The following is a 16642-nucleotide window of genomic DNA, read 5'->3' as shown; positions in this document are numbered from 1 at the left end:
GGCTTAATCTGCTAATATTCTCCCCCTTTAGAATCATAATGACTACGGCTAGGTTTTTCACATGCTGACGCGGATCCAACGAGTAGAAGCCCTTAATGACTCCCTGAAAAAACGGATATTGATATTGGACGGCGCCATGGGAACCATGATTCAGCGCTACAAACTGGAGGAAGCCGATTATCGAGGCGAACGATTCAAGGACTTTCACCGCGATATCAAAGGCAATAACGATCTTTTGTGTCTGACCCAGCCGCACATTATCAAAGCCATTCACAAAGCCTATCTGGACGCTGGCGCCGACATTATTGAAACCAACAGTTTCAACGCCACCTGGGTATCCCAAGCCGAATACGGACTGGAAGATATTGTTTACGAGCTGAATGTCGCCAGCGCCAAGGTCGCCCGTGAAGCGGCGGCCGAGAAAACCGCGGAAACCCCGGACACCCCACGTTTCGTGGCCGGCGTGTTAGGCCCAACCTCCCGCACCGCCTCCATTTCGCCTGACGTTAACAATCCCGGATATCGCAATGTTGATTTCCAGACTCTGGTCGACAATTACTACGAAGCCACCAAAGGTTTGGTCGATGGCGGCAGCGACATCATCCTGATCGAAACCATTTTCGATACACTGAACGCCAAGGCCTGCATATACGCCGTTCAGCAATACTTTATCGACCACAATATCGAACTGCCGATAATGATTTCCGGCACGATCACCGACGCCTCAGGGCGGACGCTGTCTGGACAGACGGCAGAGGCATTCTGGAATTCCGTGGCGCATTCAAGGCCCATCAGCATTGGCCTGAACTGTGCGCTGGGGGCGGACGCCCTGCGTCCTTATGTGGAAGAACTGTCCAACCGCGCCACTACTTATATCAGCGCCCACCCTAACGCCGGTTTGCCCAACGAATTCGGAGAGTACGATCAAACGCCGGAAGAAATGGCGGCCATTGTCGAAGGTTTCGCCCAAGATGGTTTTGTGAACATCATTGGCGGCTGTTGCGGCACCACGCCCGACCACATTGCCGCGATTAAAAAGGCGGTAGATAAGCACGCGCCACGGACCATTCCCAACATCAAACCACGTCTACGCCTTTCAGGGCTGGAGCCTTTTACGCTCACAGATGAAATCCGTTTCGTAAACGTAGGCGAACGCACCAACGTTACTGGCTCCCGCCGCTTTCTGCGTCTGATCAAAGAAGAGAGTTACGAAGAAGCGCTTGATGTGGCCCGCGATCAAGTGGAAAACGGCGCTCAGGTCATCGACATCAACATGGATGAAGGCATGTTGGAGTCGGCGGATGCAATGAAAGTCTTCCTGAACCTGATCGCTTCTGAACCTGATATTTCCAAGGTTCCCATTATGGTGGACTCATCAAAATGGGAAGTCATCGAAGCGGGTCTGCGCTGCATTCAAGGTAAAGCTGTGGTGAACTCCATCAGCTTGAAAGAAGGCGAAGAGGACTTTATCGCCAAAGCGAAATCGTGCATGCGCTACGGCGCAGCAGTGGTCGTCATGGCGTTCGACGAAGCAGGCCAGGCTGACACCTACGAGCGCAAAACGGAGATCTGCAAACGCAGCTACGATATTCTGGTTGGACTGGGCTATCCGCCACAGGACATCATTTTCGACCCGAATATTTTCGCCATCGCCACAGGGATTGAAGAGCACAACAACTACGCCGTGGACTTCATCCAAGCCACCCGCTGGATTCGCGAGAACCTGCCCTACGCCAACATCTCCGGGGGCGTCAGCAACGTTTCCTTCTCCTTCCGCGGCAATGACACCGTGCGCGAGGCGATTCACTCGGTATTCCTGTTCCACGCCATCAACGCCGGCATGAACATGGGTATCGTCAACCCGGCGCAATTGGTCATTTACGATGAGATTCCCGCCGAACTCAAAGAGCTGGTGGAAGACGTCGTTCTGAACAAGCACCCCGACGCCACAGAACGCCTGCTGGAAGCCGCTGAGCGCTACCGCAGCACAGGCGAGAAAAAGCAGGAAGAGAGCCAGGAGTGGCGCTCCTGGCCTGTCACCAAACGCCTTGAACACGCGTTGGTGAAAGGCGTGAACGCTTATATCCTCGAAGACACGGAAGAAGCGCGACTGGCGGCGGCGCGCCCTATCGAAGTTATCGAAGGTCCGCTGATGGACGGCATGAATGTCGTCGGCGACTTGTTCGGCTCCGGCAAAATGTTCCTGCCCCAGGTAGTGAAAAGCGCCCGCGTCATGAAGCAGGCGGTGGCGCACTTGATCCCGTACATTGAACAGGAAAAAGACGCCAAGGAGAAAGCCAAAGGTCGCATCCTGATGGCCACGGTCAAGGGCGATGTGCACGACATTGGCAAGAATATCGTTGGCGTTGTACTGCAATGTAATAACTATGAAGTTATCGACCTGGGCGTCATGGTCCCCTGTGAGAAAATACTGCAGGTGGCCAAAGAGGAAAATGTAGACATTATTGGTCTCAGCGGCCTGATCACACCGTCACTGGATGAAATGGTGCATGTCGCGCGCGAAATGCAGCGCCTTAACTTCAATATTCCTCTGATGATCGGCGGCGCCACCACCTCCAAGGCGCACACCGCCGTCAAAATTGAGCCGGAATACAAGAACGACGTGACCGTTTACGTCACCGACGCCTCCCGCAGCGTCAGCGTTGCGACTCGCCTGATGAGCGACACGCAAAAGTCGGATTATGTGCAGGGCATTCGCGCGGAATACGAAGAGGTAAGAGAAAGAAGGAAAAATCGCGAACCTTCCGCCAAGGCAATTCCTCTGGCCGCAGCGCGGGACAACCGATTCCAGGGCGACTGGAGGAATTACACCCCGCCTACGCCCACATTCACCGGCGTGAAAGTGTTTGACGACTACCCATTGCAGGAACTGGTCGACTACATCGACTGGACCCCTTTCTTTATATCCTGGGATCTGGCCGGCAAATACCCGCGCATCCTGCAAGACGAAAAAGTCGGCGAGGCCGCTCGACAGCTATTCCAGGACGCTCAGAAAATGCTGTCTCACATTATCGACAACAACCTGTTGAAGGCGCGCGCGGTAGTGGGCATCTGGCCATCCAATCGCATTAGCGACGAAGACACCGTCCTGTATACGGACGAGAGCAAGTCAGCGCCTCTGGCGACACTTAGTCACTTAAGACAGCAAACCCAAAGAGAGCAAAACCGTCCTAACTACTCATTGGCGGACTTCGTGGCTCCAGCTGAATCCGGCAAAGACGACTACGTGGGCGCCTTTGTGGTGACCGCCGGCATTGGCGCAGAAGAACTGGCGAAGCAGTACGAAAGCGAGCACGACGACTACTCCAGCATCATGGTCAAAGCCCTTGCAGACCGCTTGGCGGAAGCCTTCGCTGAACGCATGCATGAACGCGTGCGCAAAGAGTTCTGGGGATACGCCTCAAGCGAGCAACTGGACAACGAAGCGCTCATCAAAGAAAAGTACGCCGGTATTCGTCCAGCCCCAGGCTACCCCGCCTGCCCAGACCATACAGAAAAAGCCAAACTGTTCAGCGTTCTTGAAGCGGAGCTACATACTGGCGTCAAACTCACCGAGCACTACGCCATGTATCCCGCGGCATCCGTCAGCGGATGGTACTTCTCCCACCCGGAAGCCCGCTATTTCGCCGTAGGCAAGATTCAACGGGATCAGGTAGAAGATTACGCCGCCAGAAAAGGCATGACCTTACAGGAAGCCGAGCGCTGGCTGTCGCCTAATCTGGGATACGATCCCTCTAGCGCAAACTGATCGACACACATTAAGACGCCCCTTCCATGGGGCGTCAGCGCATATAGAGTATGACTTTTCGTATTGCGGGTTTGATGTGTTTTACCTGCGAATTATCAACCATATGGACGCGCCGGCGCAGCGACAAACTGCGTGAGGCTGGAACTGACTTGCATAAGTCCTGTCGCTGCAGACAAATAGAAGGACGCCATTTGTCAGTCGGATTACTATTAGGGAACGAGTGTCCGCCGAAAGATTAGGTCCTACCTGAGTGCGGACATCAAAATAATAAAACGAGCGAGTATGGAGAGCATCATGAACAACCTGTCCGAGCACAAGGAAAAAGAGCAAAAACCCTCCCTGTGGCAGTTAGTGGTAAGCGTATTGGGAGCAGCGTTTGGCGTGCAAAGCAGCAAGACCCGAGAAAGAGACTTTAAACAAGCCAATCCCAAAGCCTATATCATCGGCGGGATAATATTCGGGGTGGTGTTTGTATTGACGCTGGCGCTTATCGTGAAACTGGTTCTGAGTCATGTCGCATAGGCCTGATAACGCAGCAGTGAACCATTACTGATCTGTCTTCAGGATTAACGCGTTTAATTCCTACAGGCGCGCCCAGACAAAGTGAGGATGAAACGGATGTCCCCACTTTGCTTCTTTAATTCATCTCACATCAGGGAAACAGGAAAAACGGCTCGATAATCCGCCCGGGATGAAGTTCCGCAGCAGTCAGTGCCCCGCCACCCAGATCACCATCATGGAGGCGATGCTGAGTATCAGCACCACCGCAGCAATGGCGTCCACTTTGCTGTCGGGATTTGAAGTCGCGTTATGATTATTGTTTTCTGACACAGTCCAGCTCCTTTTTTGATGTCCGGATTGTACAAAGAGTATGTACTGGTTTGTTTTAAACCACATTTTTATTAAGTGCAAGCGCTTATAAAGGCCGACGCCAATAATCCTGACGCATCTGACTGGAGGCCAGCGTCGCCGCTTATATTAAAGCGCCATGTGCATGAAAGGGTTCCGTCATATTCATATAATAAAAACGAATTACCATATAGATAATCAATCATTTTAATTATAAGTATATCCTGCTAAATTGGCGCCCATTCAATGGGTAATTGAAACTGTCAGGTAGTGTCAATGTATAGATACGACGATTACGATCGCCAGATCATCAAGGAACGAGTCAAGCAGTTCCAAGGGCAAACAGACCGTTTTTTCGCCGGTGAGCTCAGCAATGAAGAGTTCCTGCCCCTGCGTCTGCAAAACGGGTTATATGTGCAGCGGCTGGCGCCGATGCTGCGCATCTGTATTCCATATGGCATGTTGTCTTCCACTCAGCTACGCAAGTTGAGCGAAGTAACGCGCAAGTACGATAAAGGGTACGCTCACTTCACTACCCGGCAGAACCTGCAGCTGAACTGGCCGTCTATTGAAGATTCTCCAAAGATCCTCGCCGAACTGGCGGACGTGGAGATGCACGCAGTGCAAACCAGCGGTAACTGCATTCGTAACACTACCACCGACCAGTTCGCAGGCGTAACGCCGGAAGAGATCGTGGATCCTCGCCCCTATTGCGAGATCATCCGTCAATGGTCCACCTTCCATCCTGAATTCGCCTTCCTGCCGCGAAAATTCAAAATCGCCGTCAACTCCTGCCCGGATAGTGATCGCGCAGCCATTCAGGTTCACGACATCGGCATTCAGATCGTCAAAAACGCCGCTGGCGAGATTGGCTACAAAGTGTTGGCTGGCGGTGGACTCGGACGGACCCCAATGATCGGCTCCGTTATTCGCGAGTTTCTGCCTGAGCTGGACTTGCTGACCTACCTGGAAGCCATCCTGCGGGTATATAACCGCTACGGCCGTCGTGACAACAAGTACAAGGCGCGCATTAAAATTCTGGTCAAAGCCATGTCCCCGGAAGCTTTCGCTGAAAAAGTCGAAGCGGAATGGGAGCGTATAAAAGACAGCCCTTCCAAGCTGACTCTGGCGGAGATCGATCGCATTAAGTCATTCTTCACAGAACCGGCTTACCTGACGCTGGAAGATCAGCCTGCCGCACTGACCGAACGTCTGGCGGAGAACAAGTTTTTCAGCAACTGGCATCACCGCAATGTCGCCAAGCACAAAAAGCCTGGATACGCCATTGTCACTCTGACGCTGAAGAAGCTGGGCGTTCCTCCCGGCAACATTACGGACAAGCAGATGGACCGTCTGGCGGACCTGGCGGACCAATACAGCTTCGGCGAAATGCGCATCACCCATGAGCAGAACGTGGTGCTGGCCGACGTTGAACAGAGCAAATTGTTCGAGCTGTGGGAAGCCATCAAATCACTCGGCTTCGCCACTCCCAACCTGGGTACGCTGACCGATATTATCTGCTGCCCTGGCGGCGATTACTGCTCTCTCGCGAACGCCAAGTCTATCCCGGTGGCGGAGGCGATTCAGGAGCGTTTCGACAACCTGGACTACCTGTACGACCTCGGCAATATCGATCTGAACATCTCCGGCTGCATGAATGCTTGCGGCCATCACCATGTCGGCGCCATCGGCGTATTGGGCGTGGATAAGAAGGGCGAGGAGTGGTATCAGGTATCCTTGGGCGGCGCCTCAGGACAGGATGCGTCTCTGGGGCAAATTCTGGGGCCGTCGTTTGCTCGCGAGCAGATGGCGGACGTCATTGAGAAGATTCTTGATGTATACGTCTCCAGCCGCAATGACGACGAACTGTTTATCGACACCTTCCGCCGCATCGGCATCACCCCGTTCAAGGAGCGCGTTTATGCCAAACCTAATTAAGAACGCGGCGGTCGTCGCTGACGATTGGACTGTTCTGGACAAAGCCGATGCGCCTGCGGAGCAAACCGTTCCGACCGGCAAAGTAATCATTCCGCTGAGCACCTGGCTGGCGCAGAGAGAACAGCTGCTGGCGAGAGCCCCAGAGCAAACCGGCGTTTGGCTGGATAGCGATGAAGAGCCTGACGCCATTGGCGCAGATTTAAGCCACTTCAACGTGATCGCCGTGAACTTTCCGAAGTTCGCTGACGGTCGCGGCTACTCCATCGCACGCATCCTGCGCGAGCAACTTCACTATACAGGCGAGCTGCGCGCAATCGGCGACGTACTCATGGACCAGCTTTTCTTCATGAAGCGCTGCGGCTTTGACGCCTTCGCAGTGAGAGCGGACCGCGATGCAGAGAAAGCGTTGGCCGGACTCACAGATTTTTCTGTGACTTATCAAGCGTCAGTGGATCAACCGGAACCCCTGTTTCGTCGCAGAATGCACTGACATTAGCGCCTGAATTTCTAAAGGGTGGCCTCGTCCACCCTTTTTTTGCGCCTGTATGAATGAACCTTTTCCTTCTTAGAACAACAGGTTGTACTTTGACTTAGACAGAGACTGCCGATACTCTTTGGTAGAAGCGGAGAGCGGAGCATCCATGGAAATCAATATCGTCTACTCATTCTTTCTGATCTTTTCCGGCGCCGCGGTTTTGGCTTCCGTCGCCCTGTTTACGCGACAACCTCTTATCCTCGCTTATATCGTTCTAGGCGCCCTGGTGGGGCCTTACGGACTGAGTCTGATCAATAACTCAGGACTGCTCGCAGATATTTCTGAAATCGGCATTATATTTCTGCTGTTCCTACTTGGCCTGGACATGCAGCCGAAAGCGCTGCTTCATGTGTTGCGTAAAGCAACGCTGGTCGCACTGCTCAGCTCTGTGGCGTTCGCCGCCATTGGCTATCTGATCGCCATTATATTCGGCTTTACCGCCACTGAGGCCATGATCGTCGCCATTGCGGCCACCTTCTCCAGTACGATTATCGGCATCAAACTGTTGCCCACCACTGTCCTGCATCATCGCCATGTGGGTGAAATGGTGGTTGGTTTGTTGTTAGTCCAGGATTTAATCGCCATTGTGGCGTTATTGATACTGGCCGCTGGCGACGACGGCATCTCCATAATGAATCTTGGTAAGACGTTTCTTGCCTTGCCGATTTTGATCGGCGTTACCTTCCTGGCGGTCAAGTATGTGTTGCTGAAGCTATTCTCCAAGTTCGACCGTTTTCATGAGTATGTTTTTCTACTGGCCATCGGCTGGTGTCTGGGTATCGCGGAACTGGCGAAAGCCATGGGGCTGTCCCTGGAAATCGGCGCTTTCATCGCGGGCGTCACTATCGCCACCAGCCCCATCGCTCAATATATCGCCGAAAGTTTAAAACCCCTTCGCGATTTCTTTCTGGTGCTGTTTTTCTTCTCCCTTGGCGCCAGCCTCAACCTTGGATTGCTGCCGGATATCGCCATCCCTGCAATACTGTTGTCATTGATATTGCTGGCGGCCAAACCAGCCACATTTTATGGCTTGTTACGCACCATGAAAGAGGACAAGAAGACTTCCTGGGAGATTGGGTTCAGGTTGGGACAAATCAGTGAATTCTCTTTGTTGGTCGCCTTTCTGGCGGCCAGCAAGTCTATGATTGGGGAATCTGCGTCAGTGTTGATTCAGGCGACGGCGATCATCATGTTCATGTTGTCGTCCTACATTGTTGTGCTGAATTTTCCCAGCCCGATCGCCATCTCTGACAAGTTGCGGCGGGACTGAACCCGCCGCAGGTAATTGCTTTTGACTGATTACTCCTGGTCGATATGCCGGAGCACTGCGCGCCCCAGCATTTTGCCGCAATAGATTTTTTCGATGACGCCGGGCAACTCTTCCAGCACCACATCTTGCGCCAGAAACTTCAGGTCCGGCAGCGCCCAGTCGCTATCCAGCTTTTCCCAGATATGACGCTTTCTCTCCCTGGCGATCTCTACAGAGTCGATGCCATATAGCGTCACGCCTCGCAAAATAAAAGGGAAGATAGACGTGGAAAGCTCGGTTCCCGCCACCATGCCGCAAGTAGTCGCAGCGCCGCTATGCTTCACCGTTTTGAGAATTTTGGAAAACAGCGCCCCCCCAACAGTATCCACGACCCCCGCCCAGGTTTCTTTCATCAGCGCCTTATCAGGCATTTCTTCAAGATGGGAGCGATCCAGCACCCTGCGAGCGCCCAGCTTAGCCAGCAAGTCACTGTGGTCAACTTTGCTGGTCAAAGCCACTGTGTCGTAGCCCAGCTTGGCCAACAGAGCCACCGCCAGACAACCCACGCCTCCTGTGGAGCCGGTCACCAGCACTTCGCCATCGCCAGGCGCCACTGTCTGGCTCAATCGGTCCACAGAAAGACCAGCGGTCAACCCGGCGGTTCCCAGCGTCATAAAGTAATGAAGATCGTGCCTGGGAGGTTTCACCACGCACCATTCCACTGGCACGCGAATATATTCGCCAAATCCGCCTGGCGTATTCATACCCAAATCATAGCCCGTCACAATGACTTCCTGGCCTGGCTTCAATTCCGGCGAGCGGCTTTCCACCACCACGCCCGCCGCATCGATACCCGGGGTATGAGGGAACTGACGGGTTACGCCTTTGTGGCCGTGAGCGGACAGCGCATCCTTGAAGTTCAAGGACGAGTACTTCACTTTCACCAATACATCGTTATCGGGCAAATCATCCAGAGATTGCTCTTGAATCTCAGTGTGAAAATATCCCCCTTTCTCCAGCACGCGTAGCGCCCGAAATTTACTATCGCTCATAGAGCAGACTCCGTCACTCAGTTATCTCTTTCCATTGCCGAATGAACCAACAGGCGACGCCCGCTACAACCCAGTTCCCACGCCGGCATTCCCGCCTAGCTCGCGCCTTTAGCTTTTAAAGTTAAATGACTTGGCGAGCTTGAGGCCGAGGCTTTCCAGTGACGCCGCCATCGATAATCCCACCTTTTCCGCCAGGGACTTTTTCTCGATGTATCGCACCTGGTATACCTCGCATTCGTTACAACGCTCCGCCAGATAGTCATCGCTGGTCTGGATAGCGTCCACCAGGTTGATATCCTTAGCGCGAGCGCCGTACCATACTTCGCCTTTCGCCACCTCGTCGATATCCACTTGCGGCCGATGGGTGGCGACGAATTCTTTAAACAGGACATGGGTTTCCTCGAGGTCCTGCATGAACTTTTCCCGTCCTTTTTCCGTGTTCTCACCGAATACGGTCAGCGTACGCTTATACTCTCCAGCTGTCAGCACTTCATAATCAATATCATGCTTTTTCAACAGACGGTTAAAGTTCGGCAGCTGCGCCACCACACCGATGGAGCCAATAATGGAAAATGGCGCTGCAATGATTTTATTGGCCAGACAAGCCATCAAGTAGCCGCCGCTGGCGGCGACCTTATCCACACAGACCGTCAGATTGACGCCGCGCTGGCGAATACGCTCCAATTGCGACGCCGCCAAACCATAGCCATGCACCATTCCTCCTGGACTCTCCAGACGCACAACAACTTCATCTTCCGGCTTCGCCAGGCTGAGCACCGCGGTAATGGCTTCGCGCAGCGTGGAGACTTCAGAGGCTTTAATATCACCATCAAAGTCCAGCACATATACCCTGCTCTTATCCTGCTCCTGCAGCATTTCCTTGTGAGCGTCCTTCTTGCTTTTCTTGTCGCTCTTCTTTTTTTCCTTAGCGGCGTTTTTCAACCATTCCTTACTGAAAACGCTGTGCTCCAACGCCTCACGCATCCTTTTCAAACGATCATTGAGATGTACGACCTCGATCTCACCGTCCGCATGTTTTTTTCCGCGCTGGCTTAAAGCAATGATCGTCCCCACGACAAACAGTATCGCCGCCACGAGGGTCACAGTTTTGGCCAGGAAAGCGCCGTAATCGGTTAGAAAGTCCAAAGTCGTACTCCTAAAATGGATGTTTATTCAAAGCGTGTGATAGCTATTAATCTCTACTGATAGAGACAATCCGGTTAAATTAAGGGCGTCTATGTAAATTGCAACCCACAGCGAAAAATGAATTGCGCCGCCAATTCAAACAAGCGTTCGATTTTTTATTGACAGACAACTGCAAAGCCCCTACATTCAGGCATTAGCGGTGTATATCTGCTGTTTACGAAAGACTTTACGTTTTATCTTAAGGGAGTTGCTACTCCTTGAATTCTAAGCTAAAACATATGCGCCAAAGTCTCCACAATATAATTGTGTATTACTCTTATAAAGGAAAGCACCATGCCTGTAGCACAAATTTTTCAACAACTGAAAGACAACTTTAACGCCGACGCCGCTTCTGACCTTGATCTTGTTTTTCAGTTTTCCATTGAAGACGCTGACAACTATCACTTGGTAGTTAAAAACGGCGGCTGCGAGCTGATTCAAGGCGACCACGACGATCCTTCCGTTACCCTGATCATGAATTCCGATACGCTGAAAGGCATCGTCAGTGGCGAAACTGACGGCATGCAAGCCTTCATGGCGGGCGATCTGCGCGCTGAAGGCGACATGATGCTGGCGATGAAGCTGGGCCAACTGTTCAATATCGGCTAAGCATTGTGATTGTCTGAAGGCGCCTCTACGGCGCCTTTTTTATATCCATATACCTGAGATATCTCTGCTTCATGCTCCACGCTGGAATGGACGGGCGAGTTACTGCCACATTTCCACCGCTTCCACCGCCGGCGTATTAACTGGCCGGGCAATCAAACCGTCATTTCCTATCGAGACCGTAAAAATGGCGCCGTCGCGCATGGGCAAATAAGTGGCGCTACCGTACTTAGCGTCCACCCAGGGCACGCCTTCGTGGCTGTTCAGCCAGGCCCAGAAATCAAACCCAAAATCGGAAGGCGCAATGGCGAACACAGTGCGAGCGCCATCGTTTTCCTGCTCCAAAGAGTAATAGCGCCCACTGATGCGCTCCAGACGATATCCCGGCTGCATGCCCAGCGCACTGAACGGCCCGGACCAGGAAACCAGTCTGGCGTCCAACTGCCAGAGATCCCCCGACACATCAAAGCTGTACTCGCCATCCGGAGGGGCGGCGACTTTGACGCGGTACAACTGCTCTCCCAGCTTCTGCATGCTAAGCGTGGCGATAGTCGTTTCCTGTTGATAGGCCTTGTAACGGTACATATCCAAAGCAAGAAAACAGAGAAACACCGCAAACAAAAGCGCAACGAAGGTCATCGTGCCTTTCAGCCAAACCAAAAACCAAGACTTCCTGAACAGAAGACGCAAGCAAATAAAAACGGTCAGTATCGCAATCGCCACCAACGCGATACTAATGCCGGAATACAACATACCCCTCCCCCGACCGCACTCGGCGGCAGCTGTGAAACCGCTTTTCTTCACCAGACACTGTTAGATCACTCGCTCCTGTCGCCCAAAAATAAGGTAAGCATCCTGCGTTAATCGCCCTTTGAATTCTAGGACAGTCCCCGCAGGTTTTCATATTTTCTCAGGAATAACAGTGATAAAGGAGTTCAAGAGGGAGCCGGACGCGCCAACTAACATGCCTGAGCCGACAAAGCGACGAATCCTGCTAACCAGTTGGCGTTATTGAACAGAGCCTGACTCACCGCCAGGCTCAAAAGGAATAGGTTTTGAATTAATAGCCCAGAGAATGGACGCTGTCTTCTGCGAGTTTCAGCAGCTCAGAATTGCCTGCGCCAGAGCGACCCACGCTGTCCACATAGTATTCAAGTGAGGTCAGCGCGTCAGCGAGGGTCTCCAGAACATGGTCGCCAGGCTTGTTTTCATTCTTGATAAGCTTTTCTTCAATACAGCGCGCCGTAGCGTGCAATGCTTTCGCCGCACGGGACTGTTCGATCATCACCAGCGCCCCGAGCACACCTTCCAGCGTGGGTAGCACATTGGCCAAATGCAGTTTGTCGCCGCCGGACTCCAGATAAGCGGTAATCGCCCGTTTGGCGAGGGACAGACCCGCCTGAGACTCGCCAATCACCACGATATGAGCTTCCATCAGATAAGGGCTGCTCAATTCCTCCGTATCGGAGCCCACCGCTTTATCGGTTTCGATAGTGAGGCCGTCTTCCTCCAACTGCAGAATCGCCTGCTCAATGCTCAGCACTGAGTCCGCCACTTGCATCAAGTCCGTATTGCTGGGGTGCTTTTTGTCCATCGCCCATGAGGCGATAGTCTGATGCACGCCTCTAGCCACCGCGCTGAGATTGGTGAGATCGAGCATAGTTAGCGTATCCGCCAGCTTGCCCAGACCTTCGGCGATCTGCGTCAGGCCATCTTCCTGACCATCGATACCGCGCTCGATGATATCCAGCTTGTCTTTGATTTGGCTGATTTCTTCGTGGAGCGCTTTTGACAGCGACGCCAAAACATCGCTCCCCGGCCCCATCAACAGACTACGATGCGCAATGATCTTGGCCTGATCAAAATCCGCCGGCGCGAGACTATAACCGGCCAACAATTCCCGGGTCTTCTCACCTTTATCGCCGCTGATGGCGATCAGATACAGCAAATCCTTCGCCACAGTCTCGGAAATGGCCTTGGCGGTGGCCACTTTGCCCAGCTTGACGATTTCCCGTGCGTACTTTTCGATTTTCATTAACAGACGCTGCCGGGTCGGCGTCAACTCCATGGACTGAGAATGCATCAGCTCCACAGTATAGGCGGTAAGCGACCAAAGCTCTGCGATGGAAGAGCCAGCGCAAATCTTGCTCATGCCATTCGCGGCGCGGCTCATCAGACGATAGCCGATGTCAGTTTCCTTGCTGCGCAGCAGGTTGAGCAAGCCCACCTGATACATATGCCGGAGACGGCGGCTACGGTGCTCAAACACGTCTGTAGTGACGCTGGCGTCGCGCACGGGCTTGGGCGGAGAACGCTGGAACTCTACATCAAAGAAATAGCTGTCCGGCAGCGGCTTGGCGCGACGGGACAGACGCAGGAGATTAATGATCTCCAGCAGCAATTCGGGATGGTCTTCGCGACGACGCTGGTAGTATTCGGTATAACGGCGCAGTACAAATAAAGCCTGACTCAGTGACGACAGCAATCCATTTTTGTCTTCCGCCGCCCCAACGGGAACTTCATTGGCGATCGCCACGGATTCCTGACACAGGACAGTGCCGCCCTGCAGTTCAATCAATACAAAAATACCGCGCAGTTGATTCAGATAATCAATGCAATTCTGTAGATCTTCGCCGCTTTCGCGGTTTTCCTGAAAACGTTCGAGACTAAGCTCCGCTTGCTCGATCGTATTATTGATTTCCCTTTCGACCAGATCGAAGGAACTAGACTTTTTCGCGGCTAGCGTCGCGTCAACCATATACGATGTCCTTAATCCTCAGTTCATCAGCAACTGAGGAGTTTATTGTCAAAAAGTGGAAAATCGCCGAGTTATTACTAACTTATAACACAAAATTCAAGTTAAACAAGAAACTAACTGTTTCATTTGTTATCTGCTCGCGGAATCGTAAAAGCCGCACTGGCATTAGGCCTAATGAGAGAACAGGCAAAAGGCGAATTCAAGAATAGTTGGCTATTATTGGAGTCACAACTGAAGGCTCTCGCTGAAGCGACCGCACATATTCAATTACATGGATTTATTGCCGTTTTTCATTAGAATGGTCGACCCTTACCATTTTTTAACAGGTCGTTCAGGCGACCGCATTCGTTAACAGGAGCCGTGTATGGTGACCACTTTGCCGCAGGCGTTTTACAGTAATTTCCTGGGAAACGCCCCGAGCTGGTATAAGAAGGCCATTTGCCTCTTTCTACTTATTAACCCCGTTATCTTTCTAATCAGCCCCTACATCGCAGGCTGGGTGTTGATTCTGGAATTCATCTTCACCCTGGCCATGGCGCTGAAGTGTTATCCGCTCCAGCCCGGCGGCCTGCTCGCCATTGAAGCTGTGCTGATCGGCATGGTGTCGCCGCACACTGTATATGAAGAAGTATCCGGCAATTTGGAGGTAATCCTGCTGCTGGTATTCATGGTGGCGGGCATTTATTTCATGAAGGAGCTGTTGCTCTACGTATTCACCAAAATTCTGCTCAGCATCCGCTCCAAAGCCATTCTGTCTCTGCTGTTCAGCCTGGTCGCGGCGGTGCTGTCCGCTTTCCTTGACGCCTTGACCGTCACCGCAGTCATCATCAGCGTCGCAGTCGGCTTTTACTCGGTTTACCACAAGGTCGCTTCCGGCAAACACTTCCATCATGATCACGACCATGGCGACGACGAATCCGTTCATCATGACCACCGCGCTGATCTTGAACAGTTTCGCAGCTTCCTGCGCAGCCTGTTGATGCATGCGGCTGTGGGTACGGCGCTGGGCGGCGTCTGCACTCAAGTGGGCGAGCCTCAGAATCTGCTGATCGCTCAACGCCTGGGCTGGGATTTTATTGAGTTCTTCGTGCGCATGGCGCCGATCTCCATCCCCGTACTGATCGCAGGATTAATCACCTGCGTCGTTCTGGAGAAAACCCGCTGGTTTGGCTACGGCGACGATATTCCCGCTTCCGTCCGGAAAATTCTGGAAGACTTCAACGAAGCGGAAAAGAAAAAGATGACCCTGCAACATGAATCCAAACTGATTACGCAGGCTATCGTCGCACTCATCCTGGTCGTGGCGCTGGCGCTTCATTTGGCCGAAGTGGGCTTGATCGGTCTAACGGTGATCATCCTGGCGACGGCGTTCTGCGGTGTTATTGAAGAACATCAAATAGGTAAGGCTTTTGAAGAAGCGCTTCCCTTCACCTCCTTGTTAGTGGTGTTCTTCGCCGTAGTTGGCGTGATCCACGAGCAGCACCTGTTCACTGGCATCATCAACTATGTGCTGGGCCTGGAGAAGAGCATTCAACCCGGCATGTTCTTTATCGCCAACGGCGTGTTGTCGATGATCAGCGATAACGTCTTCGTCGCGACGGTTTATATTGACGAAGTGCGTAACGCATTCAATGATGGCTTGATTGACAGGGCTCACTATGAAGCGCTGGCGGTGGCGATCAATACCGGCACCAACCTACCCAGCGTCGCCACGCCAAACGGTCAGGCAGCATTCCTGTTTTTGCTGACGTCCGCTATCGCCCCGTTGATCAGATTGTCCTACGGCAAGATGGTATGGATGGCGCTGCCCTACACCATCGTCATGGGCGGGCTCGGCTACGTGATGATTGTTATCACCATATAACGCGGAGCCGCTCACTCCCCGAGACGCCAGCATAAAAAAGCCGCTCAGCAGAGCGGCTTTTTTAGTGCGCAGAGCAAACCGATTGTCAGACTAAATCCGCCCCACTCAGTTCAAACCTTCTTCTTGTTTCTTACGCCAAAGACTAAAACCAGCGGCTTTCTCTACAGCGTCCAGCTGACGGGCGTGCTCCGCCAATTCCGCTTCAGAAGCTCGAATAACCCTTAATGAAGGTCTTTGCGTATTAATTCTGCGCACTTCAGAGGCTTCTTCTTCCGCTCCGCCATCTTCAGAATGCAGGGATAAACTGGTCTGCCCGCCAGTCATGGCGAGATAAACATCCGCCAGAATTTCCGAGTCAAGCAAGGCCCCGTGGAGGTCACGGTGACTGTTATCGATGCCGTAGCGTTTACAGAGCGCATCCAGGTTGTTTTTCTGACCCGGATGCTTCTTGCGCGCCATCATTAAGGTATCGACGACGGAGCAATAATCACTGACTTTACCGAAAGGCGCTCCCAGCAATGAGAATTCGTAGTCGATAAAGCCCACGTCAAACGCCGCGTTATGGATGACCAGCTCCGCGCCGTTGATGAAATCCAGGAAATCCTGGGCGACCTGTTTAAATTTAGGTTTATCCGCCAGGAATTCGTTGGAAATGCCGTGAACTTCAAAGGCTCCGGCGTCCACTTCCCGCTCGGGATTGATGTAAACGTGATAGTGATTGCCGGTCAGAGAACGATCGATCACCTCAACGCAACCGATTTCTATGATCCGATGGCCTTGGGAGGTTTCCAGACCAGTGGTTTCGGTATCCAATACTATTTGACGCATAATAAGATT

General features: G+C 52.6%; 13 protein-coding genes. 7 read left to right on the top strand and 6 right to left on the bottom strand.

Annotated features, from left to right (window positions below; all coding sequences use genetic code 11):
• Window positions 1–61 precede the first annotated feature (61 nt).
• The gene (metH, locus tag O5O45_RS06585) at window positions 62–3769 is read left to right on the top strand and encodes a methionine synthase (RefSeq protein WP_305904447.1); all 3708 of its coding nucleotides are present in this window, start codon (window positions 62–64) and stop codon (window positions 3767–3769) included.
• Window positions 3770–4063: 294 nt separating this feature from the next.
• Complete coding sequence (locus tag O5O45_RS06580) at window positions 4064–4291, top strand: DUF2970 domain-containing protein (protein ID WP_305904446.1); 228 nt, start codon at window positions 4064–4066, stop codon at window positions 4289–4291.
• Between the two features lie 186 nt (window positions 4292–4477).
• On the opposite strand, the gene O5O45_RS06575 is transcribed toward O5O45_RS06580, so the two are convergent.
• Window positions 4478–4600: a hypothetical protein gene (locus O5O45_RS06575; RefSeq protein ID WP_255509308.1), complete on the bottom strand. Its 123-nt coding sequence runs from the start codon at window positions 4598–4600 to the stop codon at window positions 4478–4480.
• A 294-nt stretch (window positions 4601–4894) separates the two neighbouring features.
• Between O5O45_RS06575 and O5O45_RS06570 the strand changes: the two genes are divergently transcribed.
• The 3 genes from O5O45_RS06570 (at window position 4895) to O5O45_RS06560 (ending at window position 8361) form a co-directional block, all read left to right on the top strand.
• On the top strand, window positions 4895–6556 hold the full coding sequence (locus O5O45_RS06570) for a nitrite/sulfite reductase (RefSeq protein WP_305904445.1): 1662 nt from the start codon (window positions 4895–4897) through the stop codon (window positions 6554–6556).
• Complete coding sequence (locus tag O5O45_RS06565; protein WP_305904444.1) at window positions 6540–7046, top strand: DUF934 domain-containing protein; 507 nt, start codon at window positions 6540–6542, stop codon at window positions 7044–7046. The genes O5O45_RS06570 and O5O45_RS06565 overlap by 17 nt, the downstream gene beginning before the upstream one ends.
• Window positions 7047–7197: 151 nt before the next feature.
• Complete coding sequence (locus O5O45_RS06560; RefSeq protein ID WP_305904443.1) at window positions 7198–8361, top strand: cation:proton antiporter domain-containing protein; 1164 nt, start codon at window positions 7198–7200, stop codon at window positions 8359–8361.
• A gap of 29 nt (window positions 8362–8390) precedes the next feature.
• Here O5O45_RS06560 and O5O45_RS06555 read toward each other — a convergent pair whose 3' ends face one another.
• Together O5O45_RS06555 and sohB are read right to left on the bottom strand one after the other, a co-directional pair.
• Entirely contained in the window at window positions 8391–9392 is a 1002-nt protein-coding gene (locus O5O45_RS06555; RefSeq protein WP_305904442.1) for a YhdH/YhfP family quinone oxidoreductase, read from the bottom strand.
• Between the two features lie 108 nt (window positions 9393–9500).
• Window positions 9501–10538, bottom strand: coding sequence for a protease SohB (gene sohB, locus O5O45_RS06550; RefSeq protein WP_305904441.1), 1038 nt, complete (start codon window positions 10536–10538; stop codon window positions 9501–9503).
• Between the two features lie 333 nt (window positions 10539–10871).
• Between sohB and O5O45_RS06545 the strand changes: the two genes are divergently transcribed.
• Entirely contained in the window at window positions 10872–11186 is a 315-nt protein-coding gene (locus O5O45_RS06545) for an SCP2 sterol-binding domain-containing protein (protein ID WP_011396403.1), read from the top strand.
• A gap of 99 nt (window positions 11187–11285) precedes the next feature.
• Here the strand turns inward: O5O45_RS06545 and O5O45_RS06540 are convergent, their stop codons facing one another.
• Both O5O45_RS06540 and O5O45_RS06535 read right to left on the bottom strand, forming a co-directional pair.
• A complete protein-coding gene (locus O5O45_RS06540) occupies window positions 11286–11936 on the bottom strand; it encodes a multidrug transporter (RefSeq protein WP_305904440.1) in 651 nt (216 codons plus the stop codon).
• A gap of 307 nt (window positions 11937–12243) precedes the next feature.
• Entirely contained in the window at window positions 12244–13941 is a 1698-nt protein-coding gene (locus O5O45_RS06535; protein WP_305904439.1) for a BAR domain-containing protein, read from the bottom strand.
• Window positions 13942–14305: 364 nt separating this feature from the next.
• Here O5O45_RS06535 and nhaB point away from each other — a divergent pair, with 364 nt between their 5' ends.
• A complete protein-coding gene (nhaB, locus tag O5O45_RS06530; protein ID WP_305904438.1) occupies window positions 14306–15805 on the top strand; it encodes a sodium/proton antiporter NhaB in 1500 nt (499 codons plus the stop codon).
• A 105-nt stretch (window positions 15806–15910) separates the two neighbouring features.
• Here nhaB and dnaQ read toward each other — a convergent pair whose 3' ends face one another.
• Window positions 15911–16633 (bottom strand): DNA polymerase III subunit epsilon, encoded by a 723-nt coding sequence (gene dnaQ / locus O5O45_RS06525; RefSeq protein ID WP_305904437.1) that lies wholly within the window; start codon window positions 16631–16633, stop codon window positions 15911–15913.
• Window positions 16634–16642: the final 9 nt, after the last annotated feature.

The organism is Hahella sp. HNIBRBA332 (assembly GCF_030719035.1).
Classification (GTDB): domain Bacteria; phylum Pseudomonadota; class Gammaproteobacteria; order Pseudomonadales; family Oleiphilaceae; genus Hahella.
This window is presented reverse-complemented; position numbering and strand designations above follow the sequence as displayed.

What these genes read in the sequence shown, in the direction of transcription:
- metH (WP_305904447.1), top strand. Translation starts at nt 62, where the DNA reads ATGCTGACGCGGATCCAACGAGTAGAAGCCCTTAATGACTCCCTGAAA.
- O5O45_RS06580 (WP_305904446.1), top strand. Translation starts at nt 4,064, where the DNA reads ATGAACAACCTGTCCGAGCACAAGGAAAAAGAGCAAAAACCCTCCCTG.
- O5O45_RS06570 (WP_305904445.1), top strand. Translation starts at nt 4,895, where the DNA reads ATGTATAGATACGACGATTACGATCGCCAGATCATCAAGGAACGAGTC.
- O5O45_RS06565 (WP_305904444.1), top strand. Translation starts at nt 6,540, where the DNA reads ATGCCAAACCTAATTAAGAACGCGGCGGTCGTCGCTGACGATTGGACT.
- O5O45_RS06560 (WP_305904443.1), top strand. Translation starts at nt 7,198, where the DNA reads ATGGAAATCAATATCGTCTACTCATTCTTTCTGATCTTTTCCGGCGCC.
- O5O45_RS06555 (WP_305904442.1), bottom strand. Translation starts at nt 9,392, where the DNA reads ATGAGCGATAGTAAATTTCGGGCGCTACGCGTGCTGGAGAAAGGGGGA.
- O5O45_RS06545 (WP_011396403.1), top strand. Translation starts at nt 10,872, where the DNA reads ATGCCTGTAGCACAAATTTTTCAACAACTGAAAGACAACTTTAACGCC.
- O5O45_RS06540 (WP_305904440.1), bottom strand. Translation starts at nt 11,936, where the DNA reads ATGTTGTATTCCGGCATTAGTATCGCGTTGGTGGCGATTGCGATACTG.
- O5O45_RS06535 (WP_305904439.1), bottom strand. Translation starts at nt 13,941, where the DNA reads ATGGTTGACGCGACGCTAGCCGCGAAAAAGTCTAGTTCCTTCGATCTG.
- nhaB (WP_305904438.1), top strand. Translation starts at nt 14,306, where the DNA reads ATGGTGACCACTTTGCCGCAGGCGTTTTACAGTAATTTCCTGGGAAAC.
- dnaQ (WP_305904437.1), bottom strand. Translation starts at nt 16,633, where the DNA reads ATGCGTCAAATAGTATTGGATACCGAAACCACTGGTCTGGAAACCTCC.